This is a genomic window from Georgenia faecalis (assembly GCF_003710105.1).
GTDB lineage: Bacteria > Actinomycetota > Actinomycetes > Actinomycetales > Actinomycetaceae > Georgenia_A > Georgenia_A faecalis.
This window is the reverse complement of the sequence record NZ_CP033325.1, coordinates 2,904,450-2,930,487: the sequence shown is the minus strand read 5'-3', so window position 1 is coordinate 2,930,487 and position 26,038 is coordinate 2,904,450. Positions and strand designations below refer to the sequence as shown.

22 protein-coding genes are annotated in these 26,038 nt (G+C 74.0%); 21 read left to right on the top strand and 1 reads right to left on the bottom strand.

Features of this window, described 5'->3' with window-relative positions:
• Positions 1 to 146 precede the first annotated feature (146 nt).
• From EBO36_RS15750 to EBO36_RS12855, 4 genes are all read left to right on the top strand, one after another.
• Complete coding sequence (locus EBO36_RS15750; protein WP_244925287.1) at positions 147 to 800, top strand: ArsR/SmtB family transcription factor; 654 nt, start codon at positions 147 to 149, stop codon at positions 798 to 800.
• Positions 801 to 868: 68 nt separating this feature from the next.
• Positions 869 to 1,831, top strand: a complete 963-nt coding sequence (locus tag EBO36_RS12865) for an o-succinylbenzoate synthase (RefSeq protein WP_122825661.1) — start codon at positions 869 to 871, stop codon at positions 1,829 to 1,831.
• Positions 1,828 to 3,567, top strand: a complete 1,740-nt coding sequence (menD, locus tag EBO36_RS12860) for a 2-succinyl-5-enolpyruvyl-6-hydroxy-3-cyclohexene-1-carboxylic-acid synthase (RefSeq protein WP_122825662.1) — start codon at positions 1,828 to 1,830, stop codon at positions 3,565 to 3,567. Before EBO36_RS12865 ends, menD begins: the two co-directional genes overlap by 4 nt.
• Before the next feature lie 64 nt (positions 3,568 to 3,631).
• The gene (locus EBO36_RS12855; RefSeq protein ID WP_122824978.1) at positions 3,632 to 4,987 is read left to right on the top strand and encodes a S1C family serine protease; all 1,356 of its coding nucleotides are present in this window, start codon (positions 3,632 to 3,634) and stop codon (positions 4,985 to 4,987) included.
• Between the two features lie 6 nt (positions 4,988 to 4,993).
• On the opposite strand, the gene EBO36_RS12850 is transcribed toward EBO36_RS12855, so the two are convergent.
• Positions 4,994 to 6,268, bottom strand: a complete 1,275-nt coding sequence (locus EBO36_RS12850; protein ID WP_122824977.1) for an isochorismate synthase — start codon at positions 6,266 to 6,268, stop codon at positions 4,994 to 4,996.
• A gap of 131 nt (positions 6,269 to 6,399) precedes the next feature.
• Between EBO36_RS12850 and EBO36_RS12845 the strand changes: the two genes are divergently transcribed.
• The 17 genes from EBO36_RS12845 to EBO36_RS12765 all read left to right on the top strand — a co-directional run bounded on the left by EBO36_RS12845 (position 6,400) and on the right by EBO36_RS12765 (position 25,998).
• Complete coding sequence (locus EBO36_RS12845) at positions 6,400 to 7,095, top strand: demethylmenaquinone methyltransferase (protein WP_122824976.1); 696 nt, start codon at positions 6,400 to 6,402, stop codon at positions 7,093 to 7,095.
• Between the two features lie 171 nt (positions 7,096 to 7,266).
• Positions 7,267 to 8,562 carry a geranylgeranyl reductase family protein gene (locus EBO36_RS12840; RefSeq protein ID WP_122824975.1) on the top strand — a complete coding sequence of 432 codons (1,296 nt, stop codon included), beginning with the start codon at positions 7,267 to 7,269 and terminating at the stop codon, positions 8,560 to 8,562.
• 127 nt (positions 8,563 to 8,689) lie between these two features.
• Positions 8,690 to 9,052, top strand: coding sequence for an NADH-quinone oxidoreductase subunit A (locus tag EBO36_RS12835; RefSeq protein ID WP_122824974.1), 363 nt, complete (start codon positions 8,690 to 8,692; stop codon positions 9,050 to 9,052).
• A 10-nt stretch (positions 9,053 to 9,062) separates the two neighbouring features.
• Entirely contained in the window at positions 9,063 to 9,617 is a 555-nt protein-coding gene (locus EBO36_RS12830; RefSeq protein WP_122824973.1) for a NuoB/complex I 20 kDa subunit family protein, read from the top strand.
• Entirely contained in the window at positions 9,614 to 10,414 is an 801-nt protein-coding gene (locus tag EBO36_RS12825) for an NADH-quinone oxidoreductase subunit C (RefSeq protein ID WP_122824972.1), read from the top strand. Before EBO36_RS12830 ends, EBO36_RS12825 begins: the two co-directional genes overlap by 4 nt.
• A complete protein-coding gene (locus EBO36_RS12820; RefSeq protein WP_122824971.1) occupies positions 10,414 to 11,763 on the top strand; it encodes an NADH-quinone oxidoreductase subunit D in 1,350 nt (449 codons plus the stop codon). The genes EBO36_RS12825 and EBO36_RS12820 overlap by 1 nt, the downstream gene beginning before the upstream one ends.
• Entirely contained in the window at positions 11,763 to 12,611 is an 849-nt protein-coding gene (gene nuoE / locus EBO36_RS12815; protein WP_122824970.1) for an NADH-quinone oxidoreductase subunit NuoE, read from the top strand. Before EBO36_RS12820 ends, nuoE begins: the two co-directional genes overlap by 1 nt.
• Entirely contained in the window at positions 12,604 to 13,923 is a 1,320-nt protein-coding gene (nuoF, locus tag EBO36_RS12810; protein ID WP_122824969.1) for an NADH-quinone oxidoreductase subunit NuoF, read from the top strand. The genes nuoE and nuoF overlap by 8 nt, the downstream gene beginning before the upstream one ends.
• Complete coding sequence (locus EBO36_RS12805; RefSeq protein WP_122824968.1) at positions 13,920 to 16,544, top strand: NADH-quinone oxidoreductase subunit G; 2,625 nt, start codon at positions 13,920 to 13,922, stop codon at positions 16,542 to 16,544. Before nuoF ends, EBO36_RS12805 begins: the two co-directional genes overlap by 4 nt.
• The gene (nuoH, locus tag EBO36_RS12800) at positions 16,541 to 17,890 is read left to right on the top strand and encodes an NADH-quinone oxidoreductase subunit NuoH (protein ID WP_122824967.1); all 1,350 of its coding nucleotides are present in this window, start codon (positions 16,541 to 16,543) and stop codon (positions 17,888 to 17,890) included. The genes EBO36_RS12805 and nuoH overlap by 4 nt, the downstream gene beginning before the upstream one ends.
• An 80-nt stretch (positions 17,891 to 17,970) precedes the next feature.
• Positions 17,971 to 18,606, top strand: a complete 636-nt coding sequence (gene nuoI / locus EBO36_RS12795) for an NADH-quinone oxidoreductase subunit NuoI (protein WP_122825659.1) — start codon at positions 17,971 to 17,973, stop codon at positions 18,604 to 18,606.
• A gap of 17 nt (positions 18,607 to 18,623) precedes the next feature.
• A complete protein-coding gene (locus EBO36_RS12790) occupies positions 18,624 to 19,559 on the top strand; it encodes an NADH-quinone oxidoreductase subunit J (RefSeq protein WP_122825660.1) in 936 nt (311 codons plus the stop codon).
• Positions 19,556 to 19,855, top strand: coding sequence for an NADH-quinone oxidoreductase subunit NuoK (gene nuoK, locus EBO36_RS12785; protein WP_122824966.1), 300 nt, complete (start codon positions 19,556 to 19,558; stop codon positions 19,853 to 19,855). The genes EBO36_RS12790 and nuoK overlap by 4 nt, the downstream gene beginning before the upstream one ends.
• A gap of 41 nt (positions 19,856 to 19,896) precedes the next feature.
• On the top strand, positions 19,897 to 21,831 hold the full coding sequence (gene nuoL / locus EBO36_RS12780) for an NADH-quinone oxidoreductase subunit L (RefSeq protein WP_122824965.1): 1,935 nt from the start codon (positions 19,897 to 19,899) through the stop codon (positions 21,829 to 21,831).
• 23 nt (positions 21,832 to 21,854) lie between these two features.
• Complete coding sequence (locus EBO36_RS12775; RefSeq protein WP_122824964.1) at positions 21,855 to 23,435, top strand: NADH-quinone oxidoreductase subunit M; 1,581 nt, start codon at positions 21,855 to 21,857, stop codon at positions 23,433 to 23,435.
• The gene (nuoN, locus tag EBO36_RS12770) at positions 23,432 to 24,997 is read left to right on the top strand and encodes an NADH-quinone oxidoreductase subunit NuoN (protein ID WP_122824963.1); all 1,566 of its coding nucleotides are present in this window, start codon (positions 23,432 to 23,434) and stop codon (positions 24,995 to 24,997) included. Before EBO36_RS12775 ends, nuoN begins: the two co-directional genes overlap by 4 nt.
• Positions 24,994 to 25,998 (top strand): polyprenyl synthetase family protein, encoded by a 1,005-nt coding sequence (locus tag EBO36_RS12765; protein ID WP_122824962.1) that lies wholly within the window; start codon positions 24,994 to 24,996, stop codon positions 25,996 to 25,998. Before nuoN ends, EBO36_RS12765 begins: the two co-directional genes overlap by 4 nt.
• The last annotated feature ends 40 nt before the right edge of the window (positions 25,999 to 26,038 follow it).

Below are 26,038 nucleotides of genomic sequence, written 5' to 3'. Positions count from 1 at the left end.
CCGGCAGCCCCGCGCTGCCGGCGGCCCGTCCGCGCGCGACGAGCGTCCGGCGCGGCCGGTTCCACCCGCCCCGACCCGAGCACCCCGTCGCGCCCCCCGCACGGGTCCGGTTGTGGGGTCGGTGCCCACGCGGTTCCATTCTTCGTATGGCGCCGGAGTGGGTGCTCCTCAGCTACTGGCTCCCGCGCGACCCCCCGACGTCGCCGGGCCCTCCGTGGCGCCGGCTCCGCACGTCCGGGGTCGCCCAGACGGCCGAGGCGCTGGTGGCGCTCCCGGCCACGGCCCACACCGTCGGCCGCCTCGAGGGCGCCGCGCAGGACGTCGTCGGGCGCGGGGGCCTGGCCAGCGTGTGGGTGGCCCGAGCGGCGACGCCGGAGCAGGAGCGGGCGCTCGCGGCCGCCCTGCCGACCGGCCCCCCGGTGGGGGTGGCGGAGGGGGCCGAGGCGGCGACGGCGCCCTCACGACCCCGGCCGCCCGGCCGGCCGGTGCCCCAGGACGCGGACCTCGCGCACGCCGCCGAGGTCCTGCGGCTGCTCGCCGACCGCACCCGCCTGGCGATCCTCGCCATGCTCGCCGGCACGGAGCTGTCCGTCACGGCGATCGCCGAGGCCGTCGACCGGCCCGCCCCCGCGGTCTCGCAGCACCTCGCCCGGCTGCGGGCGGGCCGCCTGGTCACCTCCCGCCGCGAGGGGACGACCGTGTACTACGGCCAGCCCGACGAGCACGTCGCCGCGCTCGTCCGCAACGTCCTGCAGCACACCGAGCACGTCCTGTACCCGGTCCCGCCGCACCACCGGTGACGGCGGGCCACCCGCCGCGGAGCGCCCCCCCGCGGGCCGGCGGCACGCCCACGCCTATCCTGGCAACCGTGACCGACGCCCTCGCACCCGCCGCGGTGTACGCCACGCCGATGCGGACCCGGTTCCGGGGCCTCGACGTCCGCGACGGGGTGCTCCTGCGCGGCGACGCCGGGTGGGGGGAGTTCTCCCCGTTCTGGGACTACGACGACGCCGAGTCGGCCGGGTGGCTGCGGGCCGCGCGCGAGGCGACGGACGAGGGCTGGCCCGCACCGCTGCGGGCGAGCATCCCCGTCAACGTCACCGTCCCCGCCGTCGACGCCGCGACCGCCGCCCGGATCGTGCGCGGGTCCGGGTGCACGACGGCGAAGGTCAAGGTCGCCGAGCCGGGCCAGGACGTCGCCGCCGAGCAGGCGCGGCTCGAGGCCGTGCGCGCCGCCCTCGGCCCCGGCGGGCGGATCCGCATCGACGCCAACGGCGCCTGGGACGTCGAGACGGCCCTCGACCGGCTGCGCCTCCTCGACCGCGCGGCCGGCGGCCTGGAGTACGTCGAGCAGCCGTGTGCCCGCGTCGAGGACCTCGCCGCCGTGCGCCGCCGCACGCACGTCCCCGTCGCCGCCGACGAGTCGATCCGCCGCGCGGCGGACCCGCTGGCGGTGCGCCGGGCCGAGGCGGCGGACGTCGTCGTCCTCAAGGTCCAGCCGCTCGGCGGCGTGCGGGCGTGCCTCGACCTCGCCGAGCAGGTGGGCCTGCCCGTCGTCGTCTCCTCCGCGCTGGAGTCCTCGGTGGGCATCGCGGCCGGCCTCGCGCTCGCCGCCGCGCTGCCCGAGCTGCCCTACGCGTGCGGGCTGGCCACGGTGCGCCTGCTGGAACGGGACACCGTCGTCGACCCCCTCCTGCCCGTCGACGGGCGCATCGCCGTCGGCCGCCCCGAGCCGACCCCGGCCACCCTCGCCCAGGTCCGCGCCGACGACCTCACCACCGCCCGGTGGACCCGGCGCCTGGCATCCGTGGCCGCCGGCGGCGCCGCGTGAGCGCCGAGTCCTCCGCGACCCTCGTCGCGCGCGAGATCGTCGAGGCGCTCGTGCGGGCAGGGGTCCGGCACGCCGTCCTCTCCCCGGGCTCGCGCAGCGCACCGTTCGCGTACGCGCTGCTCGCGGCGCACGAGGCGGGGTGGCTGCGCCTGCACGTGCGCGTCGACGAGCGCAGCGCGGCCTTCCTCGCGCTCGGGCTGAGCCGCTCGGCGGCGCTGCGCGGGGGCGTCCCCGCCCCGGTGGCCGTGGTGACGACGTCGGGCACCGCCGTCGCCAACCTCCACCCCGCGTTCCTCGAGGCCGCGCACGCCGGCGTGCCCCTCGTCGTCGTCAGTGCCGACCGCCCGCACGAGCTGCGGGGGACCGGTGCCAACCAGACCACCGAGCAGGTGGGCATCTTCGGCGCCGCCCCCCGGTGGAGCGGGGAGGTCCCGGCCGGGGCCCCCACCGGTCCGCAGCTGCGGGCGGTGGTGGCGCGTGCGCTCGCCGCGGCCACCGGCGCCCGCACCGCCGACCCCGGCCCCGTCCACCTCAACGTCGCGTTCCGCGAGCCGCTCGTGCCGGCGGCGCCGTGGGAGCCGGGACCGCCGCCCCCGGTGCACGCCCTGGTCCCGCCGCTGGCCGAGCCGGCCCCGGTGGTGCTGCCGCCGCGGGCCCGGACCGTCGTCGTCGCCGGCGACGGCGCGGGGCCGGGCGCCGTCGCGCTCGCCGAGGCGGGGGGCTGGCCGCTGCTCGCCGAACCCACGTCCGGGGCGCGGTGCGGCCCCCACTCCGTCGGCCCGTACCGCCTGCTCCTCGGTGAGCCGGCGCTGGGGGGCCGCGTCGAGCGGGTCCTCGTCCTCGGCCGGCCCACCCTGAGCCGCCCGGTGAGCGCCCTCCTCGCCCGGCCCGACGTCGAGGTCGTCGTCGTCGCGGCCCGCGGGGCCCGGTGGACCGACGTCGCCGGGACCGCCAGCGCCGTCGTGCTCGCCGCGGCTCCCGCGGCCCAGGACGTGGCGGCGGCCGCGGACCCCACGAGCGAGAACGCCCGGTGGCTCGCGGCATGGCAGCGCGCGGGCCGGGCCGCCGCCGGTGCGCTCACCGCGCGCGCCTCCGACCCCCTCGACGGGCTCCAGGTCGCGCGGGCGGTGGCGGCGGCCACGGCGCACGGCGACGGCGGGGCCCGCCTGCTCGTGGTGGGCTCGTCGATGGCCGTGCGCGACCTCGACCTCGTCGCCGAGCCGTGGCCCGTCGACGGTCCGCGGGCCATGGCCAACCGGGGGCTCGCAGGCATCGACGGCACCGTGGCCACCGCGACCGGGCTGGCCCTCGGGGCCGGCGCGCCCGTCCGCGCCGTCATGGGCGACCTCACCTTCCTCCACGACGCCGGCTCGCTCCTGCGCGGGGCGCTCGAGGCGGAGGCGGACCTCCAGGTGGTCGTCGTCAACGACGGCGGCGGCGCCATCTTCTCCACGCTCGAGCCCGGCGCGCCCGAGCACGCGGCCCCCTTCGAGCGCGTCTTCGCCACCCCGCAGCACGCCGACCTGGCCGCCCTCGCCGCCGGCTACGGTGCCGCCTTCACCCGGGTGCGCACGCCGGCCGAGCTCGCCGTCGCGCTCGAGGCACCCGTGCGGGGCCGCAGCGTCGTCGAGGTGCTCCTCGACCGCCGGGACCTGCGGGCGGCCCGGGAGCGGGCCGGGCGGGCCGCGGCCGAGGCCGTCGCCGCCGTCGCGGATTCCCAGGAGCCTCCCAGGTAGCGCCGAGCCGCGCCCCAGGTGCGCGCGCTTGGATCGGTGCAGCCGACCCAGGAAGGAGCGCCCCATGCGCGAGACCCGACCGGACGGCGTCGGCCAGGACGCCGACGCCGCTGCCCCCGCCACCCCGCCCGCCGGGATCCCCACGCCCGATGCCGGTGCGTACCCGCCGCCCGCCTACGCGCCGCACTCCTTCGCGCCGCCCGCCTACTCGCCGACGGCATACGCCCCGCCCGCCGACGGGCCGGCGCCCGCCGCCGGTGAGCCCTGGCCGGCGCCCGGGGTCGGCGCCACCTGGGCGCTGGGCACCGACGAGGCCACGGTCGAGCGCGAGCGCCGCGAGCGCCGGCGCCGCTGGGCCGGGCTCGGCGGGACGGCCGCCGCCGCCGCGCTCCTCGCCAGCCTCGGCACCGTCTCCCTCACCGGTGCCTTCGACGCCCCGGTCGCCGCCGCCCCGTCCGCCGGGGGCGACGTCACCTCGGTGACCCCCGCCGCCACCTCGGGCGATGCCCAGTCCGTCGCCGCCGCGGTCCGGGAGTCCGTCGTCGCGCTCGACGTCACCACGCGCTCCGGCGAGGGCGCCGGGTCCGGGGTGATCATCGACGGCGAGGGCCACATCCTCACCAACAACCACGTCATCGATGGCGCCCGGCAGATCGTCGTCAGCCTCGCCGACGGCCGGATGTTCGAGGCGGACGTCGTGGGGGCCGACCCGACGACCGACCTCGCCGTCGTGCGCCTCGTGGACGCGCCGGACGACCTCGTGGCGGCCCAGCTCGGGTCCTCCGCGGACCTCGTCGTCGGTCAGCCCGTCGTCGCGGTGGGCAACCCGCTCGGGCTGGACTCCACGGTGACCACCGGCGTGATCTCCGCCCTCGACCGCCCGGTCTCCACGCAGGCGTCCTCGCAGGACCCGACCGCGGGGGCCGTGGTGACCAACGCGATCCAGGTGGACGCCGCGATCAACCCGGGCAACTCCGGCGGGCCGCTGTTCGACGCGTCGGGCCGCGTCATCGGCATCACGAGCTCGATCGCCACGCTCTCCAGCGAGTCGGGCAGCATCGGCCTGGGTTTCGCCATCCCCGTGGACCAGGCCGCCGACGTCGCCGCGCAGCTCATCGACACCGGGACCGCGGAGCACGCGTTCCTCGGCGTCTCCCTCTCCGACGCCACGGCGACCGTCGACGACATCACCCGCGCCGGCGCCGAGGTGCGGTCCATCGAGGACGGGGCGCCCGCCGACGAGGCCGGCCTGCGGGCCGGGGACGTCATCACGGCCATCGACGGCAAGACCGTCAACGGCGCCGAGTCGCTCACCGGGTACGTCCGCCAGTACTCCTCGGGGGACGCCGTCACCCTCACGGTGGTGTGCGACGGCGACGCGGCGCAGGTCGACGTCACCCTCGCCGCCCGCGAGGCCTGACGGGCGTCAGCCCAGGGCGCTACGCATGGGGAGCAGCTTCGCCTCCGACTCGGCCAGCTCCGCGGCCGGGTCGGAGGCGGCGACGACGCCGCACCCGGCGAACAGCCGGACCGTGCGCGCGTCCTGGACCACGCCCGAGCGCAGGGCGATGCCCCACTCGCCGTCGCCGTCCGCACCGATCCAGCCGACCGGGCCGGCGTAGCGTCCCCGGTCCATCCGCTCGGCGCGGGCCAGGACGCCCGCGGCCTCCGGCGTCGGGGTCCCGCACACCGCCGCGGTGGGGTGCAGCGCGGCGGCAAGCGCGAGGCTGGACGGGCCGCGGGTGGCGTCGACGACGCCGGTGACGTCGCTGGCCAGGTGCATGACGTTGGGCAGGTGGAGGACGAACGGCGCCTCGGGGACGTTGAAGCTCGTGCAGTACGGGCCCAGCGCCTGGGCCACCGAGGCCACGGCGAGCTCGTGCTCCTCGAGGTCCTTCGACGAGCGGGCCAGCGTCGCGGCGTGGCGCAGGTCGTCGTCGTCGTCCCCCGTGCGCCGGATGGTGCCGGCGAGGACCCGGCACGCGACGAGCCCGTGGTCCCGGCGGACGAGGAGCTCGGGGGTGGCCCCGAGGATGTGGTCGACGGCGAAGGTCCAGCACCCCGGGTACTCGGCGGCCAGCGCCCGCAGGAGGTGGCGGACGTCCACGTCCTCGCTCGTGCGGGCGAGGACGTCCCGGGCCATGACGACCTTCTGGACCTGCCCCGCCCGGATGGCCGCGACCACCTCGGCGACCGCGGCCTGCCACTGGTCGGCGGTGAGCGAGCCGTCGCGGTAGCGGACGGCGCCGGGCGCGCGCACCGGCGTCACCGCCCCGCGCGCCTGCGCGAGCGTGGGGGCGGGGCCGAGCGCGGCCGGCGAGGCGACGGTGAGCCAGCTCCGCCCGTCGCGCCGCCCGACGACGACCCGGGGCACGACGAGCGTGCCGCCGGCGGCGGAGTCGCGGGAGAAGGCGAAGGAGCCGAACGCCACCGGGCCCGAGCCCGGCACGCCCACCTCGTCGCGCACGATCATCCGGCCCGCGAGGCGTCGCCACCAGGCGTCCGCCTCGATCATCCGGGCCGGTCCGTCGGTGCGCAGGCGGGCGGCCGCGCCCCAGCCGACGATGCCCTCGCCGCGCCGGACCCAGCTCATCGTCGTCGCCGGGTCGTCGTGGGGCAGGAGCGGGAGGAGGTCGCCGACGTCGTCGATCTCGACGGTACGGACGACGAGCGGTGCGGGGTCGGCTGCGGCGGTGGACATCGGGGCCACTGTAGGACGAAAGCGCGGACGTGCCGCGTGCAGGAGGCCGCGCCGGCCGCGCCGCTCGCGCCGGCCGCGCCGGCGGGTCCGCGGCGCGCGCGGCACCCGGACGCACCTGGGAGGATGTCGCCATGAGCCGTGCCAGCCTGGCCAAGGAGCCCCGCGAGGTCGCCCGCATGTTCGACGCCGTCGCGCGGCGCTACGACGTGACGAACGACGTGCTGTCCCTGTGGCAGGACCGCCTGTGGCGGGTGGCCACCCGCAAGGCCGTGGCGGCCGAGCCGGGGATGCGGGTCCTCGACCTCGCCGCCGGTACGGGCACCTCGAGCGAGGACTACGCCGACGCCGGCATCGACGTCGTCCCCTGCGACTTCTCCACCGGCATGGTGGGGGTGGGCAAGCGGCGCCGGCCCGACCTGCCGTTCGTCGCCGGGGACGCGACGGCACTGCCGTTCGCCGACGCCAGCTTCGACGTCGTCACCATCTCCTTCGGGCTGCGCAACGTCGCCGAGCCGACGCGGGCGCTCGCGGAGATGCTCCGCGTCACCCGGCCCGGCGGGCGGCTGGTGGTGTGCGAGTTCTCCCGCCCGACCCGCGCGCCGCTCCGCGTGGCGTACACCGCCTACCTCGGCCACGTCCTGCCGCGCCTGGCCACCGTCGTCTCCTCCAACACCGACGCCTACGGCTACCTCGCGGAGTCCATCACCGCCTGGCCGGACCAGCGCGCGCTCGCCGGGCTCCTCCAGGCCGCCGGCTGGGAGGACGTCGCGTACCGCAACCTCTCCGCGGGCATCGTCGCGCTGCACCGGGGGACGCGACCCGCCTGATGCGTCGCACGCGTCCCCACGGACGTGATGCGCGCCACTGCCCGGGGGTGGGGCGACCGCCCACGGCCATTGCGCCGCTCACCGGTAAGGACTCCCTAACCGGAATACCTACGCCGACGTTTGTAGACTCACGTGGCGGTTTCCAGACCTGAGTAGAAGCGGGGCAGCGACGTGGCGCGAGGTGCGAGGGACGACGCCGACGTCATCGTCGTCGGCGCCGGGCCGGCGGGGTCCGCGACGGCGCACTACCTCGCCCAGACCGGGCTCGACGTCCTCCTCCTGGAGAAGGGCACCTTCCCGCGCGACAAGGTCTGCGGGGACGGCCTCACCCCCCGCGCCGTGGCCGAGCTCATCCGCATGGGCGTGTCCATCGAGGAGTCCGACGGCTGGATCCGCAACTACGGGCTGCGCACCTACGGCGCCGGTCACGTCATCGAGATCCCGTGGCCCGAGCTCGCCGAGATGCCGTCCTACGGCCTGGCGCGGTCCCGGATGAACCTCGACGAGACGCTCGCCCGGCACGCCGCCGCCTCCGGCGCGCGCCTGCGGGAGGGCATGTCCGTCACGGCCCCGCTGCGCTCGGAGCGCTCCGGGCGCATCGTCGGCGTCACCGCCCGCCCCGTCGACGCCGCCGGGCGGCGCGCGGGCGAGGAGGTGGAGCTGCGGGCGCGGATCGTCGTCGACGCCGGGGGAGTGTCCGCGCGCCTGGCGACGGCCATGGGGATCGAGAAGAACACCAACCGGCCCATGGGCGTCGCGGTCCGCACGTACTTCCGCTCCCCGCGGCACGACGACGACATGATGGAGTCGCACCTGGAGCTGTGGGACGGCGTGCCGGGGGAGTCCAACCTCATGCCCGGCTACGGCTGGGTCTTCGCGCTCGGGGACGGCACCTGCAACGTCGGTCTGGGCTCGCTCAGCTCGACGGCCAAGCCCACCCGGCTCGACTACAAGGAGCTCTTCGCGACGTGGATGCGCAACGCGCCCGCGGAGTGGGAGTTCACCCCCGAGAACCAGATCGGCCCGCTGCGCAGCGCGGCCCTGCCGATGGCGTTCAACCGCAAGCCGCACTACACCCAGGGCCTGCTCCTCGTCGGTGACTCCGGCGGCATGGTCTCCCCGTTCAACGGCGAGGGGATCGCCTACGCCATGCAGTCCGGCCGGATGGCGGCCGACGTCGTCGCGCAGGCGCTGGCCCGGACCAGCCCGTACGAGATGGAGAAGGCGCTGCGGACCTACCCGAAGCTCCTCAGCGAGGAGCTCGGCGGGTACTTCACCCTGGGCCAGGCCTTCGCCCGGATCATCGAGCGGCCCGAGATCATGCGCGCGTGCGTGAAGTACGGCCTGCCGCGCCCCGTCCTCATGCGCTTCGTCATGAAGCTCCTCTCCGACGGTTTCGACCGCCGGGACGGGGACTGGATGGACCGGCTCATCACCGCGCTGACGCGGGCGGTGCCCGCCTCGTGAGGACGCAAGGACCCACCTTCCCCCCGTACGCTGGGTGTGACGCCCGTCGCGGCGCCGACGGCGCGATGCGGGGCATCACCCGGCCCGCCGACACCACCCCGCTCGGCCGCACTACTACGGAGGCAGCATGACGAACCCGTTCGTCCCGATCCTCGTCATGATGGCGGTCGCCGCCCTCCTGGCGATCGGCGGGATCGCCGCCAGCGCGGTCATCGGCCCCAAGCGCTACAACCGCATCAAGGTCTCCAACTACGAGTGCGGCGTGGAGGCCACCCCGCGGGCGGCGAGCGCCGGCCGGTTCCCGGTGAAGTACTACCTCGTCGCGATGACGTTCATCATCTTCGACATCGAGGTGATCTTCCTCGTGCCGTGGGCCGTGGCATTCTCCGAGCTGGCCACCTTCGGCCTGGTCGCCATGCTGGGATTCATCTTCCTGATCACCGTGCCGTTCATCTACGAATGGCGCCGCGGCGGCCTGGACTGGGACTGAGAGGAACACCATGGGACTCGAGGAGAAGGTTCCCTCCGGCTTCATGCTCACCACCGTCGAGAAGGTGGTGGGGCTGAGCCGCAAGGCGTCGATGTGGCCGGTGACGATGGGCCTGGCCTGCTGCGCCATCGAGATGATGGCGACCGGCACGCCGCGGTTCGACATCTCGCGCTTCGGCATGGAGGTCTTCCGCGCCTCGCCGCGGCACGCCGACCTCATGATCGTCTCGGGCCGGGTGAGCCAGAAGATGGCCCCCGTGGTCCGCCAGACCTACGACCAGATGCCCGAGCCCAAGTGGGTCATCTCCATGGGCGTGTGCGCCTCCAGCGGCGGGATGTTCAACAACTACGCCATCATCCAGGGCGTCGACCACATCCTCCCGGTGGACATCTACCTGCCCGGCTGCCCGCCGCGCCCGGAGATGCTCCTCCACGCCATCCTCGAGCTCCACGAGCAGGTGAAGAACGCCCCGCTGGGCGTCAACCGCGAGGCCGCGGTGCGTGCCGCGGAGGCGGCGGCCCTGGCCGCCACCCCCACCCACGAGATGAAGGGGCTGCTCGCGTGAGCGGGACCGAACGCGACGAGGAGAAGGGGTCGGCGGCGGACGCCGTCAAGCCGGGGGCCGGTGCGGTCGGCGCGCAGTCGACCACCGAGGCCGCCCTCGAGGCCGGGGCGCAGAACGTCCCCGCCGGGCGCACCCCGCTGGAGATCGTCGACGTCCGGCGCGGCATGTTCGGCGTCACGGGCCCCGGTGACACCAGCGGCTTCGGCGGGCTGGTCCGCACCATCGCCATGCCCCCGCCGTCCGAGCGCCCCTACGGCGGCTGGTTCGACGAGGTCGTCGACATCCTCGCCGAGCTCCTCGGCGAGGCGGGCATCGCCCTCGAGGACGCGGTGGAGAAGGTCGTCGTCGACCGCGGCGAGCTCACCCTGTTCCTCACCCGCGAGCACCTGCGCACCGTCGCCCGGTTCCTGCGCGACGACGCCGACCTGCGCTTCGAGCTGTGCCTCGGCGTCTCCGGCGTCCACTTCCCGCACGACGTCGGACGCGAGCTGCACGCGGTGTACGCCCTCATGTCCCTCACCCACGGCCGGCAGCTGCGCCTCGAGGTCACCGCGCCCGAGGCCGACCCGCACGTGCCCTCGCTCGTCCAGGTCTACCCGGGCAACAGCTGGCACGAGCGGGAGACCTGGGACCTCATGGGGATCGTCTTCGACGACCACCCCGCCCTCGCCCGCACCATGCTCCCCGACGACTGGGTAGGCCACCCGCAGCGCAAGGACTACCCCCTCGGTGGGATCCCGGTGGAGTACAAGGGCGCCACGATCCCGCCGCCCGACACCCGGAGGTCGTACAACTGATGGCTTCGAACACGAGCTCGCCCATCGGCGCGACCGGTGCGGCGACGGACGGCGGCGGCGCCCGCGAGTTCATCGCCGAGGGCGGTGACTGGGCGGAGATCGCCGAGGAGGCCGAGCGCATCGGCGAGGAGCGCATCGTCGTCAACATGGGCCCGGTGCACCCCTCCACCCACGGCGTGCTCCGGCTCATCCTCGACATCGAGGGCGAGACGGTGAAGGAGCTGCGCCTGGGCAACGGCTACCTCCACACCGGCATCGAGAAGAACATGGAGTACCGCACCTGGACGCAGGGCGTGACGCTGTGCACCCGCATGGACTACGTCGCGAACTTCTTCCAGGAGGTGGCGTACTGCCTCGGTGTCGAGAAGCTCCTCGGGATCACCGACGAGGTCCCCGAGCGCGCCACCCTCATCCGGGTGCTCCTCATGGAGCTCAACCGGATCGGCTCGCACCTCGTCGCCATCGGCTCCGGCGGCAACGAGCTCGGCGCCACGACGATGATGACCATCGCGTTCCGCGGCCGCGAGGAGATCCTGCGGATCTTCGAGCACATCTCCGGCCTGCGGATGAACAACGCGTTCATCCGCCCCGGCGGCGTCGCGCAGGACATCCCCGGGGACACCGTGGCGATGGTGCGCGAGCTCATGCCCAAGGTGCGCCGCGACATCGGTGAGCTCCAGGACCTCACGATGGCCAACCCGATCTTCAAGGCCCGCCACAACGACGTCGGCTACATCTCCCTCGCCGGGGCGCTCGCCCTGGGCCTGACCGGTCCGTCGGTCCGGGCCACGGGCTACCCGCTCGACCTGCGCCGGCTCCAGCCCTACTGCGGCTACGAGACCTACGACTTCGACGTCATCACCCGGGACTACTCCGACGCGTACAACCGCGTCGCCGTGCGGTTCGACGAGTGCTACGAGTCCCTGAAGATCGTCTACCAGGTGCTCGACCGCCTCGAGGCCACGCCGGGTCCGGTCATGGTCGCCGACAAGAAGATCGCGTGGCCGGCGCAGCTGTCCATCGGCTCCGACGGCCAGGGCAACTCCCGCGACCACATCCGCGAGATCATGAGCACCTCGATGGAGTCGCTCATCCACCACTTCAAGCTCGTCACCGAGGGCTTCCACGTCCCGGCCGGCCAGGTCCACCAGGCCGTCGAGCACCCCCGCGGCGTCCTCGGCGTCCACCTCGTCTCCGACGGCGGCACGAAGCCGTACCGGGCGCACTTCCGGGACCCGTCGTTCTCCAACCTGCAGTCGATGGCGATGATGACCGAGGGCGGCCAGCTGGCCGACGTCGTCGTCGCCCTCGCCTCGATCGACCCCGTCATGGGAGGGGTGGACCGCTGATGGCCGTCACCGGGTACGAGCCCACCACCGAGGAGCGCCTGCGCGCCGAGGCGCTCGAGATCATCGCGCGCTACCCCGAGCCGCGCTCGGCGCTCCTGCCGATGCTCCACCTCGTCCAGTCCGAGGACGGGTACGTCAGCGCCAACGGCATCGCGCTGTGCGCCGACGTCCTCGGCCTGTCCCGCCCCGAGGTCTCCGCGGTCGCGACGTTCTACACGCAGTACAAGCGCCACCCCAACGGGACCTACACCGTGGGCGTGTGCACCAACGCGCTGTGCGCCGTCATGGGCGGCGACGCCATCTACGCCACGCTCGCCGACCACCTCGGCGTCGGGCACGACGAGACGACGGACGACGGGGCCATCACGCTCGAGAGCATCGAGTGCAACGCGGCCTGCGACTACGCGCCGGTCGTCATGGTCAACTGGGAGTTCTTCGACAACCAGACGCCGCGCAGCGCGGTCGAGGTCGTCGACCGGCTCCGCGCCGGCGAGCCCGTCGCGCCGACCCGCGGCGCCGCCAGCGTGGCGACCTTCAAGGAGGTCTCCCGGGTGCTGGCCGGCTTCGACGACGGCCGCGCCGACGAGGGCGTCGCCGCCGGCGAGGCGAGCCTCGTGGGGCTGCGCCTGGCCCGCGAGCGCGGCTGGCGGGCCCCCGACATGGGCCGCCCCGCCGACCCGTCCACCGAGCCCCGCGTGGGCGAGCAGGCCGCCGAGCCGGCCGGCGCGCAGGAGACCGGCGGCGTGCACTCCAGCGCCGAGCGCAAGCCGACGACGCCGTCGGACACGGCGCCCCAGACCGTGGTCGAACCCGGCAAGGGGCCGGACAAGGGAGGATCCCGTGGCTGACGCGACCGTGCTCACGCCCGTGCTCACCGACACCTGGGACGCGGACAAGCCGTGGACCCTGGCCACGTACCGCGCCCACGGCGGGTACGAGGGCCTGGCCCAGGCGCTGGGCTCCACGCCCGAGGACGTCGTGGCGACCGTCAAGGCCTCCGGCCTGCGCGGCCGCGGCGGCGCCGGCTTCCCCACCGGGCTCAAGTGGTCCTTCCTCCCGCCGGCCGACGGCGGCCCGCGCTACCTCGTCGTCAACGCGGACGAGTCCGAGCCGGGCACCTGCAAGGACATCCCGCTCATGCTGGCCAACCCGCACGTCCTCCTCGAGGGCGTCGCGATCACGGCCTACGCCATCGGGTGCACCCACGCCTTCATCTACCTGCGCGGCGAGGTCGTCCACGTCTACCGCCGGCTCCTCGCGGCGGTCCGCGAGGCGCGCGAGGCCGGGCTCATCGGCACCGGCACCGGACCCCGCGGCGACTTCGACCTCGAGATCACCGTCCACGCCGGGGCCGGGGCCTACATCTGCGGCGAGGAGACGGCGCTGCTCGACTCCCTCGAGGGCATGCGCGGCCAGCCGCGCCTCAAGCCGCCCTTCCCCGCCGTCGCCGGCCTCTACGCGCGCCCGACCGTGGTGAACAACGTCGAGTCCATCGCCTCGGTCCCCGGGATCATCCGCGGGGGAGTGGACTGGTTCACCTCGATGGGGACCGAGAAGTCCGCCGGGCACGGCATCTTCTCCCTCTCCGGCCACGTCGAGCGCCCCGGCCAGTACGAGGCGCCGTTCGGCATCACCATGCGCGAGCTCATCGACATGGCCGGCGGCGTCCGGGCGGGGCACCGCCTGAAGTTCTGGACCCCGGGCGGGTCCTCGACGCCGATCCTCACCGAGGAGCACCTCGACGTCCCGCTCGACTACGAGTCGGTGGGCGCGGCGGGCTCGATGCTCGCCACCCGCGCGCTCATGGTCTTCGACGAGACGGTCTCCGCGGTGCGGGTCATCTCCCGGTGGACGGACTTCTACCAGCACGAGTCCTGCGGCAAGTGCACCCCGTGCCGCGAGGGGACCTACTGGATGAAGCAGGTCATGCACCGCCTCGAGCAGGGGCGCGGCGTGCCGGGGGACATCGACCTCCTGCTCGACGTCTCTGCCAACATCGCCGGGCGCTCCTTCTGCGCCCTCGGTGACGCCTCCGCCGCCCCCATCCAGAGCGGCATCGCCCACTTCCGCGAGGAGTTCGAGGCCGGGATGCACACCCCCGCCGCCGAGCTCTTCCCGTACCAGGCCTCGGCCGCTTTCTCCGAAGTAGGTGCTCGATGACCCAGGCGACGACCGCCGCCGTGCAGTCCTCCCCGCAGACGGTGAGCCTCACCATCGACGGGCTCGAGGTGGAGGTGCCCAAGGGCACCGTCGTCATCCGGGCCGCGGAGCAGGTCGGGATCCAGATCCCGCGGTTCTGCGACCACCCGCTCCTCAAGCCGGTCGGCGCCTGCCGCCAGTGCCTGGTCGAGGTGGCCACGCCCGACCGTGAGGGCAACCTGCGGGCGATGCCCAAGCCGCAGACCTCGTGCACGCTCGAGGCCACCCCCGGCATGGTCGTGGCGACCCAGCACACCTCGCCGGTCGCCGACAAGGCGCAGCACTCGATGATCGAGTTCCTCCTCATCAACCACCCGCTCGACTGCCCGGTGTGCGACAAGGGCGGCGAGTGCCCCCTGCAGAACCAGGCGATGAGCAACGGCCGGGCCACCAGCCGGTTCGTCGACGTCAAGCGGACGTTCCCCAAGCCGGTCAAGGTCTCCACCCAGATCCTCCTCGACCGCGACCGCTGCGTCCTGTGCCAGCGCTGCACCCGGTTCTCCGCGCAGATCGCCGGCGACCCGTTCATCGACCTCCAGGGCCGTGGCGGCGGCGCCCCCGGCCGGGAGATCCACAGCGTGCCCGGCCAGCAGATCGGCACCTTCGACGCCCGCGTCCTCGACTTCGACCTCCACGGCTCGCACGCGGGCCAGGCGTTCACCGACGAGGTCGTCGGCCCGTTCGGGGAGGCGGGCCCCGTCGCCGGTTTCGCCAGCGGCCCCATGGGCGTGGCTGAGCTCGACGGCTCCGGACGGCCGTTCTCCTCCTACTTCTCCGGCAACACCATCCAGATCTGCCCCGTCGGTGCGCTCACCTCGGCCGGCTACCGCTTCCGGGCGCGCCCGTTCGACCTCGTCTCCACCGAGAGCGTCGCCGAGCACGACTCCAGCGGCTCGGCGATCCGCGTGGACCACCGCCGGGGCGTCGTCGTGCGCCGCCTCGCCGGTGAGGACCACGAGGTCAACGACGAGTGGATCACCGACAAGGACCGCTTCGCCTTCGGCTGGCAGAGCGCGCCCGACCGTCTCGACGTCCCCCTCGTCCGTGACGAGGAGACCGGCGCGCTCGTCCCGACGAGCTGGTCGGAGGCCCTCGACCTGGCCGCGACCGGGCTCGCCCGGGCGCGGGAGGCCGGCGGCGTCGGCGTGCTGCCCGGTGGTCGCCTCCCCCTCGAGGACGCCTACGCCTGGTCGCGCTTCGCGCGCACCGTCCTCGGCACGAACGACGTCGACGCCCGCGCCCGCGCCCACTCGGACGAGGAGGCGGCCTTCCTCGCCGCCCGCGTCGCCGGGACCGGCATGGACGTCACCTTTACCGACCTGGAGAACGCCCCGCACGTCCTGCTCGTCGCCCTCGAGCCCGAGGACGAGGCCGGCGCGGTGTTCCTGCGCCTGCGCAAGGGCGTCGTCGCCGGCCGAGTCCAGGTCGCCGCGCTGGCGCCCCTGGCCACCCGGGGCGCGACGAAGATGCGCGCCCGGCTGGTGCCGACCGCGCCCGGCACCGAGGCCGAGGTCCTCGACGCCCTCGTCCCCACCTCCGCCGAGCCCGACCTCGCTGCCGTCGCCCAGGCCCTGGCCACCCCCGGCTCGGTCGTCCTCGTCGGCGAGCGCGCCGGGGCGCTGCCCGGCACGCTCAGCGCCGTCGAGCGCCTCGTCGGGCGCACCGGCGCCCGCGTGGCGTGGGTCCCGCGCCGGGCGGGGGAGCGCGCCGCCGTCGAGGCCGGGCTGCTGCCCGGCCTGCTCCCTGGCGGCCGCCCGGCCACCGAGGCCGAGGCCCGCGTCGACGTCGGCGGCGTGTGGGGCGCCGACGTGCCCGCCGCGCCCGGGCGCGACCTCACCGCCATCCTCACCGCCGCGCGCGACGGCGCCCTCGGCGGGCTCCTCGTCGGCGGCGTCGAGCCGCGCGACCTGCCGGACCCGGCGCTCGCCCACGCGGCGCTCGCCGCCGCCGGCTTCGTCGTCCAGCTCGAGGTCCGCCGTTCCGCGGTGACCGACCACGCCGACGTCGTGCTGCCCGTCGCCCCGCCGGTCGAGAAGGCCGGCACGTTCGTCAACTGGGAGGGGCGCCCCCGCCCCTTCGGCCAGGTGCTGGTCTCCCGGGCGCTCTCCGACCGACAGGTCCTCGACGCCCTCGCCACGGAGATGGGCGTCGCGCTCGGCTGCGCCACGCTCGCCGCGGTCCACGCCCAGCTCGACGAGCTCGTCGGCTGGGAGGGGCCCCGCGCCCAGGCCCCGCAGGTCCGCGCCGCCGAGCCGCCCGCGGTCCGGGGCGGCCAGGCCGTCCTCGCGACGTGGAAGCTCCAGCTCGACTCCGGGCGCGGCCAGGAGGGTGACCCGCACCTCGCCGGCACCGCGCACCGTCCCGTCGTCCGCGTCAGCGCCGCCACCGCCGCGGCCCTCGGCCTGCGCGACGGCCAGCCCCTGGCCGTCCGCGGCCCGGCCGGGACGATCACCCTGCCGATGGTCACGACGACGATGCCCGAGCACGTCGTCTGGCTGCCGGAGAACTCCCCCGGATCGCACGTGCACGAGATGCTCGGCGCCGGGGCCGGTGCCGTCGTCACCCTGGAGGTGCCCCGATGATCGTTCCCATGGCCGCCGGCACGGCAGCCGACTTCAGCAACGACACGTGGTGGATCTGGGTCGTCAAGGCCGTCGCGATCATCGTGTTCCTCCTCGTCTCCGTGCTCATCGCCATCTGGGCGGAGCGGCGGATCCTCGGCCGCATGCAGACGCGCCCCGGGCCCAACGTCAACGGCCCGTTCGGCCTCCTGCAGTCGATGGGTGACGCCCTCAAGCTCCTCCTCAAGGAGGACATCAACCTCAAGGGCGCCGACCGGTTCATCTACGTCCTCGCCCCGTTCATCGCGGCGTTCTCGGCGTTCCTCATCTACGCCGTCATCCCGTTCGGCCCGGAGGTGTCGATCTTCGGCGTCGTCACGCCGCTGCAGCTCACGGACATGCCCGTGGCCGTGCTCTACATCCTCGCGGTCACCGCGGTCGGGGTGTACGGCATCGTCCTCGGCGGCTGGTCGTCGAACTCCACCTACCCCCTGCTGGGCGCGGTGCGCTCCTCGGCGCAGGTGATCTCCTACGAGCTGAGCATGGGCCTGGCCCTCGTCAGCGTGTTCCTCGTGTCGGGCTCGATGTCGACGTCCCAGATCGTCGAGGCGCAGTCGCAGATGTGGTGGGCGGTCGCCCTCGCGCCGGCGTTCGTCATCTACCTCATCTCCATGGTGGGTGAGGTCAACCGGCTGCCCTTCGACCTCCCCGAGGCCGAGGGCGAGCTCGTCGCCGGCCACATGGTCGAGTACTCCTCGATGAAGTTCGCGTGGTTCTTCCTCGCCGAGTACGTCAACATGCTCAACGTCTCCGCCGTGGCCACCACGCTCTTCCTCGGCGGGTGGCGCGCGCCGTGGCCGCTCACCCTCGTGGGCGACGGGATGCTCAACACCGGCTGGTGGCCGGTGCTGTGGTTCGTCGCCAAGGTGTGGCTCGTCATGTTCTTCATGTTCTGGCTGCGCGGGACACTCCTGCGCTTCCGCTACGACCAGTTCATGAAGCTCGGCTGGAAGGTCCTCATCCCGGCGGCCCTCGTGTGGCTCGTCGCCGTGGCGGTGCTCCAGGGGCTGCTCCAGTTCGGTGACCTCGAGCTGCGCAACGTGTTCCTCGGCCTCGCGGCCCTGCTCGTCGTCGTCCTCGTCGTCTCGCTCTTCTGGCCCGACCGCAAGGCCGATGCACCGCCGGAGGATGCCGAACCGGTACGGTCGGGGCGGGTCATCGACCCCGGGACGGAGTTCGACGCCATGGCGGGCGGCTTCCCGGTGCCGCCCATGCCTGGCCAGGCCTTGCCGCCGTCGCCACGCAAGCAGCGAGCGCAGGAGACCGCGGGTGCCACCACCCGCACGGGTGAAGGAGAAGGACGATGACGGACCAGGACTCCGGCCGCGACGGGCGTGAGCTCGGCAAGCGCGCCCGGCGCCGGGGCGAGGTGGGGGCCCACACCCCCATGCGGTTCGAACGCGACCCCAAGGGCCCGCTCGGCGAGATCTTCGCGCCGGTCGCCGGGTTCGGCGTCACCTTCTCCTCGATGTTCCGGCCCATGGTCACGGAGCAGTACCCCTTCGAGAAGGTGCCCACCCAGCCGCGCTACCACGGGCGGCACCAGCTCAACCGGTACCCCGACGGCCTCGAGAAGTGCATCGGCTGCGAGCTGTGCGCCTGGGCGTGCCCGGCCGACGCCATCTTCGTCCAGGGCGGGGACAACCAGCCCGAGGAGCAGTACTCCCCGGGCGAGCGGTACGGCCGCGTCTACCAGATCAACTACCTGCGCTGCATCTTCTGCGGGCTGTGCATCGAGGCGTGCCCGACGCGGGCCCTCACGATGACCAACGAGTACGAGCTCGCCGGGCCGACCCGCGAGGGCCTCATCTACGAGAAGCAGGACCTCCTCGCGCCGCTCGCCGACGGCATGCTCGCCGCGCCGCACCCCATGGTGGCCGGCACGGAGGACGACGACTACTACCGCGGTGACATCACCGGCCCCACGCAGGACCAGGTCGAGTGGGTCAGGGCCAACCGCCCCGACGACGCCAGCCTGGCCGCCGTGCGCCCGGTCGCCGCCGCGAAGGGAGCGAGGCAGTGATCGCGGCAGCCCTGCCGATGGCCCTGGCCGAGACGGGCACCGTCTCCACCGGGGAGACCGTCCTGTTCTGGGTCCTCGCCCCGCTCATGGTCCTCGCCGCGCTCGGCCTGGTCTTCGCCCGCAAGGCGGTCTACGCCGCGGTCTGCGTCATCTTCGTCATGATCTGCCTGGCGTTCCTCTACGTCGCGCAGGAGGCCACGTTCCTCGGCGTCGCCCAGGTGGTCGTCTACACCGGCGCGATCATGATGCTCTTCCTCTTCGTCCTCATGCTCGTCGGCGTGGACGCCTCGGACTCCCTCGTCGAGACGCTCACCGGCCAGCGCTGGATCGCCGCCCTCGCGGGCGTGGGCCTGGCCGTCGTGCTCGGCGGGGTGGCGGTCACCGCGACGGTCGGCCCGCCGGCCGGCCTCGAGGTCGCCAACATCGACACCAACCCCGTCGGCGTCGCGCGGGTCCTCTTCTCCGACTACGCCTTCACCATGGAGATCACCGGCGCGCTGCTCATCACCGCCGCCCTCGGTGCCCTCACCCTCACGCACCGCGAGCGGGTGGGCGCCAAGCGCGGCCAGCGCGAGGTCGCCGACGCCAAGATGGCCGCCTACGCCGCCACCGGCGGGCGCGTCGGACCGCTGCCCCCGCCGGGCCTGTACGCCCGGCACAACGGCGCGGACGTCCCCGCGCTCGGCGCCGACGGCCACGCCATCGAGGCGTCCGTCCCGCGGGTGCTGCGCATCCGCGGCCAGCAGCAGGACATCGCCGACGTGAGCCCCGAGACCGTCGAGGCCACGGCCCGCCGCGTCCGCGAGGGCCACGGCGACACCTCCGGCGACCTCGGGGCCCGTACCGTGCCCCAGGCGGGCGGCGAGGGCATGCCCGGGCTCGAGGCCCGGCCGGGCGAGACCAACCCGGCCGGCGAGAAGCCGTCGAGCTCGAGCGTGGAGGAGGTCCGATGACCCTGGTGAACTACGTCGTCCTGTCGGGGATCCTCTTCGCCATCGGCGCCACGACCGTCCTGCTGCGCCGCAACTCCATCATCGCCCTCATGGGCGTGGAGCTCATGCTCAACTCGGCGAACCTCATGCTCGTCACCTTCGCCCGCTGGCACGGCGACCTCACGGGGCAGGTCGTCGCCTTCTTCGTCATGGTCGTCGCCGCGGCCGAGGTCGTCGTCGGGCTGGCGATCGTCGTGTCCATCTTCCGAACCCGTAGGTCGGCGTCCGTGGACGACGTCAACCTGCTGAAGAACTGACGGGGGCCGGCGTGCTCGTAACCCTGCTGGGTAGCCCAGCCATGTCCACCGCCGTCGCCGACGCGGCGCCCGCCGAGGGAACCGCCTCGCTGGCGTGGCTCCTCGTCGCGCTGCCGCTCCTCGGCGCAGCGGTCCTCCTGCTCGCCGGCCGCCGGTCCAACCGGTGGGGCCACTGGCTCGGCGTGCTGGCCTCGGCCGGCTCGTTCGTCGTCGCGCTGCTCGTCGCGCTGCAGATGTTCGCGGCGGAGCCCGCGGACCGGGTGATGGACCTCCACCTGTTCCGGTGGCTGCCCGCGGGTGACCTCACGGTCGACGCCGGCCTGCGGGTCGACCCGCTCTCGATGACGTTCGTCCTCCTCGTCACCTTCGTCGGCACGCTCATCCACATCTACTCGGTCGCGTACATGTCGCACGACCGGGACCGCCGCCGGTTCTTCGCCTACCTCAACCTCTTCGTCGCGGCGATGCTGCTCCTCGTCCTCGCCGACTCCTACGCCCTGCTCTTCGTGGGCTGGGAGGGCGTCGGCCTCGCCTCGTTCCTGCTCATCGGGTTCTGGGACCACCGCCGCGACTACGCCGTCGCCGCGAAGAAGGCGTTCGTCATGAACCGGGTGGGCGACATCGGCCTGCTCGTCGCGATGATGGTGATGTTCTCCACCTTCGGCAGCGTGAGCTTCGACGGCGTCCTCACCGAGGTCTCCGCGGCCAGCGAGGGCGTGCTCACCACCATCGGGCTCCTCCTGCTCCTCGGCGCCTGCGGCAAGTCCGCGCAGTTCCCGCTGCAGGCCTGGCTCGGCGATGCCATGGCTGGCCCCACGCCGGTCTCGGCGCTCATCCACGCGGCGACCATGGTCACCGCCGGCGTCTACCTCGTCGTGCGCTCCGGCCCGATCTTCGAGGGCGCCCCCACGGCGCTGCTCGTCGTCGCCATCGTCGGTGCCATCACGCTGCTCTTCGGGGCGATCGTCGGGTCCGCGAAGGACGACATGAAGAAGGTCCTCGCGGCGTCGACGATGTCGCAGATCGGCTACATGATGCTCGGCGCCGGCCTGGGGCCGGTGGGCTACGCCTTCGCGATCTTCCACCTCGTCACCCACGGCTTCTTCAAGGCGGGGATGTTCCTCGGCGCCGGCTCGGTCATGCACGCGATGAACGACCAGGTCGACATGCGCCGGTTCGGCAACCTCGCCAAGTACATGAAGATCACCTGGCTGACGTTCGCGGCCGGCTGGCTCGCCATCATCGGCATCCCGCCGTTCTCCGGGTTCTGGAGCAAGGACTCCATCATCGAGACGGCGTTCGCCGCCGAGGGCTGGCAGGCCTGGGTCTTCGGCACCGTCGCGCTCCTCGGCGCCGGGATCACCGCCTTCTACATGTCGCGGCTGTTCTTCATGGTCTTCCACGGCAGCGCCCGCTGGACCACCAAGGCGGAGGGCGCCGAGCAGCACCCGCACGAGTCCCCGGCGCTCATGACGATCCCGATGGTCATCCTCGCGATCGGCTCCGTCGGCCTCGGCTTCGTCCTCCAGCTGGGCGACGGGTTCGTCCACTGGCTCGAGCCGGTCACGGGCCACGCCGAGCACCACGACCCCGTGCTGCCCATCTGGCTCATCATGACCGCGACGATCGTCCTCGCCGTCGCCGGCGCGGCCCTCGCCTACCGGATGTACGTCGCCGAGAAGGTGCCGGTCGTCGCCCCGCGCGGCTCCGTGCTCACCCGCGCCGCCCGCCGTGACCTCTACCAGGACGACGTCAACGAGGCGGTGGCCATGCGCCCCGGCCAGTACCTCGCCCGCACGCTCGTCTACGCCGACTCCGCCGTCGTCGACGGCGCGGTCACGGGTATCGCCCGCGGCACCAGCGGGTCCGGCCAGATGCTGCGGCGCCTGCAGACCGGGTACGTCCGTTCCTACGCCGCGCTCATGCTCGTCGGCGCCGTCGTTGCCCTTGTCGTCGTCCTCGCCTCGCGAGCCTGAGAGGAAGAGGTAGAGGAATCCTCATGCAGAACACAACCGAGCTCCCCTGGCTGAGCATCCTCATCGTCGTCCCGCTCGTCGCGGCGGCGGTGCTGTGGCTCGTCCGGCCGCTCCACCGCGTCGCCCGGCCGTTCGGCGTCGGCGTCGCCCTCCTCGTCCTCGTCGGGGCGGTGGTCATGGCGACCCAGTTCGACCTCGCCGCCGCCGGCCAGCAGCAGCTCACCGAGCAGCTCTCCTGGATCCCACAGCTCGGGGTGTCCTACGCGCTGGGCGTCAACGGCCTCGGGCTCGCCATGGTGCTGCTGTCCGTGTTCCTCGTGCCCATCGCGATCGCCGCCGGCTGGCGCGAGCACGAGCGGGCCCTCGAGGGCGTCGACGTCGCGCGCCGGCAGGCCGGCTTCGTCGCGCTCGTCCTCGCGCTCGAGGCGATGATGATCGCCGTCTTCGCCGCCCGGGACGTCTTCCTCTTCTACGTCCTGTTCGAGGCGATGCTCATCCCGGTGTACTTCCTCATCGGCGCCTACGGCGGACCCCGCCGCCGGCACGCCGCGACGAAGTTCCTCCTCTACTCCCTCGCCGGCGGGCTCATCATGCTCGTCGGCGTCATCGCCCTGGGCATCGCCGGACCCGGCGGGCCCGAGGGCTTCCTCATCGACTCCCTCGTCGGGGCCGACCTCGGCCTGTGGGCCGAGCGCTGGATCTTCCTCGCGTTCTTCGTGGCGTTCGCCGTCAAGGCGCCGATGTGGCCCGTCCACACCTGGCTGCCCGACGCCGCCCAGCAGGCGTCTCCCGGGACCTCCGCGCTGCTCGTCGGCGTCCTCGACAAGGTCGGCACCTTCGGGATGCTCGCGCTGTGCCTGCCGCTGTTCCCCGAGGCCTCCCGGTGGGCCGCCCCGGCGATCATCGTCCTCGCCGTCGTCTCGATCCTCTACGGGGCGATCGTGGCCGTCGGGCAGCGCGACCTCATGCGCCTGGTCGCCTTCACCTCGGTCTCCCACTTCGGGTTCATCGTCCTGGGCATCTTCGTCCGGGACGAGGTCGCCATGACCGGCGCGATGCTCTACATGGTTGCCCACGGCGTCTCCACGGCCGCGCTGTTCCTCTTCGGGGGCTTCCTCACCCAGCGCGGGGGCACCCAGGACATCGCCTCCTACAGCGGCATGCGCCAGGTCACCCCGGTCCTCGCCGGCAGCTTCCTCATCGCCGGCCTGGCGACGCTGTCGCTGCCCGGCCTGAGCGGGTTCGTGCCCGAGTACCTCGTGCTGCTCGGCACCTTCCGGGTCTCCCCGGTGGCCGCCGTCGCCGCGGTGCTCGCCGTCGTCGTCGCGGCCCTGTACATCCTCCTGCCCTACCAGCGGATGTTCACCGGCCGCACGCGCGAGGAGCTCGCCGCGACGCCCGACCTGGGCGGGCGCGAGCGGTGGGCCGTCGTGGCCCCGCTGGTCGCCGCGATGCTCGTCCTGGGCATCTACCCGGCGCCGGTGCTCGACGCCGTGCGCCCGGTGGCGGAGGAGCTGGCGATCGAGCACGTGGACACTACGACGAGCGCCGACCCCGGCGCTGACGAGGCCGCCGCCACGGTGGCCGAGGGGAGCGGGAAGTGAACGGGTTCGTCGAGCCGGTCATCGACTGGGCGGCGCTGACGCCCGTCCTCATCGTCCTGGGGGCCGCGGTCCTCGGCGTGCTCGTCGAGGCCTTCGTGCCCCGGGGGGCGCGCCGGGCCACGCAGGTGGTCCTCTCCCTCCTCGCCACGGCCGCGGCGCTCATCGCCGTGGTCTGGCGCTGGACGGTCGTCGCCGAGACCGGCCCGCAGGAGGTCGTCGCCGGCGCGATCATCGAGGACGGCCCCGCGCTCCTCGCCCAGGGGATCCTCGCCGTGCTGTCCTTCGTGGGGATCCTCGTCGTCGCCGACCGCTCCGAGTGGGGCGAGGACGCGTTCGCGGCGCAGGGCGCCGCGCGCCCGGGCAGCGTGGAGGAGGCCGACGCCACCCGCGCGGGCCGCACGCAGTCCGAGGTCTTCCCGCTCGTCCTGTTCGCCCTCACCGGCATGCTCGTCTTCCCCGCCGCCGGTGACCTGCTGACGATGTTCATCGCGCTCGAGGTGCTCTCCCTGCCGCTGTACCTGCTCACCGGCCTAGCCCGGCGCCGTCGCCTCCTCTCCCAGGAGGCGTCGCTCAAGTACTTCCTCCTCGGCTCCTTCGCCTCGGCGTTCTTCATCATGGGCGTCGCGCTGCTCTACGGGTTCTCCGGCACCGTGCGCCTGTCCGGCATCGCCCAAGCGGTGCCCGCGATGGTCGGCATGGACGGCTTCCTCCTCGCCGGTACCGTCCTCGTCCTCGTCGGCCTGCTCTTCAAGGTCGGCGCCGTGCCCTTCCACGCCTGGACGCCCGACGTCTACCAGGGCGCCCCGACGCCGATCACCGGCTTCATGGCCGCGTGCACCAAGGTGGCCGCCTTCGGCGCGCTGCTGCGGTTCGCGTACGTCGTCGTGCCCGGCCTGGAGTGGGACCTCGAGCCGCTGCTGTGGGGGATCGCCATCCTCACCATGGTGGTCGGCACGGTCATCGCCATCGTCCAGAGCGACGTCAAGCGGATGCTCGCGTACTCCTCGATCGCGCACGCCGGGTTCGTCCTGCTCGGCGTCATCGCCCTCGACGAGCAGGGCATCCCCGCCACGCTCTTCTACCTCCTCGCCTACGGCCTGGCCACCATCGGCGCCTTCGGCGTCGTCACCCTCGTGCGCGAGCGCTCGGCGGACGGCACGGTCACCGGCGAGGCGACCCACCTGTCGCAGTGGGCCGGGCTGGGACGCCGGCACCCCGCCGTCGCCGCCGCCATGGCGCTGTTCCTCCTCTCCTTCGCGGGCATCCCGCTCACCGCGGGCTTCATCGGCAAGTTCGCCGTGTTCTCCGCGGCCGTCGACGGCGGCGCCACGGTCCTCGTGGTCATCGCCGTCCTCGCCAGCGCCGCGGCGGCGTTCTTCTACGTCCGCCTCATCGTCCTCATGTTCTTCACCGAGCCGGACGGGGAGAGCACCGCGGTGGTGCGCTCCGAGGGCCTCACCGCGGTGGCCGTGGGCATCTGCGCGCTCGGCACCCTGGCCCTGGGCGTCTTCCCCGGGCCCGTCCTCGACCTCGTCGGCCAGGCTGCGGTGTTCCTGCCATGACCTCCGCCACCATGCCCATCGACGACCCCGAGCTGGCCGAGGCGCTCCTGCCCCGGCTCGCGGAGGTCGAGGACCGCCTGCGCGCCGCGGTCACCGGCGCCGACGCGCTGGTCGACGGACCCTCGAAGCACCTCGCCGCCGCGGGCGGCAAGCGCATGCGCCCCGTCCTCACGCTGCTCGCCGCCCAGTTCGGCGACGGCGCGCGCGAGGAGGTGCTCCGGGCGGCGGTCGCCGTCGAGCTCACCCACCTCGCCACGCTCTACCACGACGACGTCATGGACTCCGCGCCGCTGCGGCGGGGGGCGCCCAGCGCCCACGAGGTCTGGGGCAACTCCGTCGCCATCCTCACCGGCGACCTGCTCTTCGCCCGCGCCTCGCAGCTCGTCGCCTCCCTCGGGGCCGACGCCGTGCGGGTCCACGCGGAGACCTTCGAGCGGCTGTGCCTCGGCCAGCTCCACGAGACCCTCGGCCCCGCCGAGGGCCAGGACCCCATCGAGCACTACCTCGGGGTCCTCGCCGACAAGACCGGCTCGCTCATCGCCACCTCGGCGCGCTACGGCGCGACGTTCTCGGGCGCGGGCGCGGAGGTCGCGACCGTCCTCGAGCGGTACGGCGAGAAGGTGGGCGTGGCGTTCCAGCTCGCCGACGACGTCATCGACCTGGCCTCCGACGCGGAGGCCACCGGCAAGACGCCCGGCACCGACCTGCGCGAGGGCGTCGCCACCATGCCGGTGCTGCTCCTGCGCCGCCGCGCGGAGCAGGGGCGCCTCGACGCCCATGGCGCCGAGGTCCTTGCCCGGCTGGGGGAGGACCTGCGCTCCGACGCCGCGCTCGGCCGGGTCGTCGCCGAGCTGCGCGACCACGAGGTGGTCGTCGAGGCGCGTGAGCTCGCCACCCGGTGGGCGCACGACGCCGTCGCCGAGCTGGCCCCGCTGCCGGACGGGCGCACCAAGGACGCGCTCGTGTCGTTCGCGGGCGTCATGGTCGACCGCCTCGCCTGAGCGTGTGAGGTGCGTCCCACCCCGCCCCGGGACCCCGGTG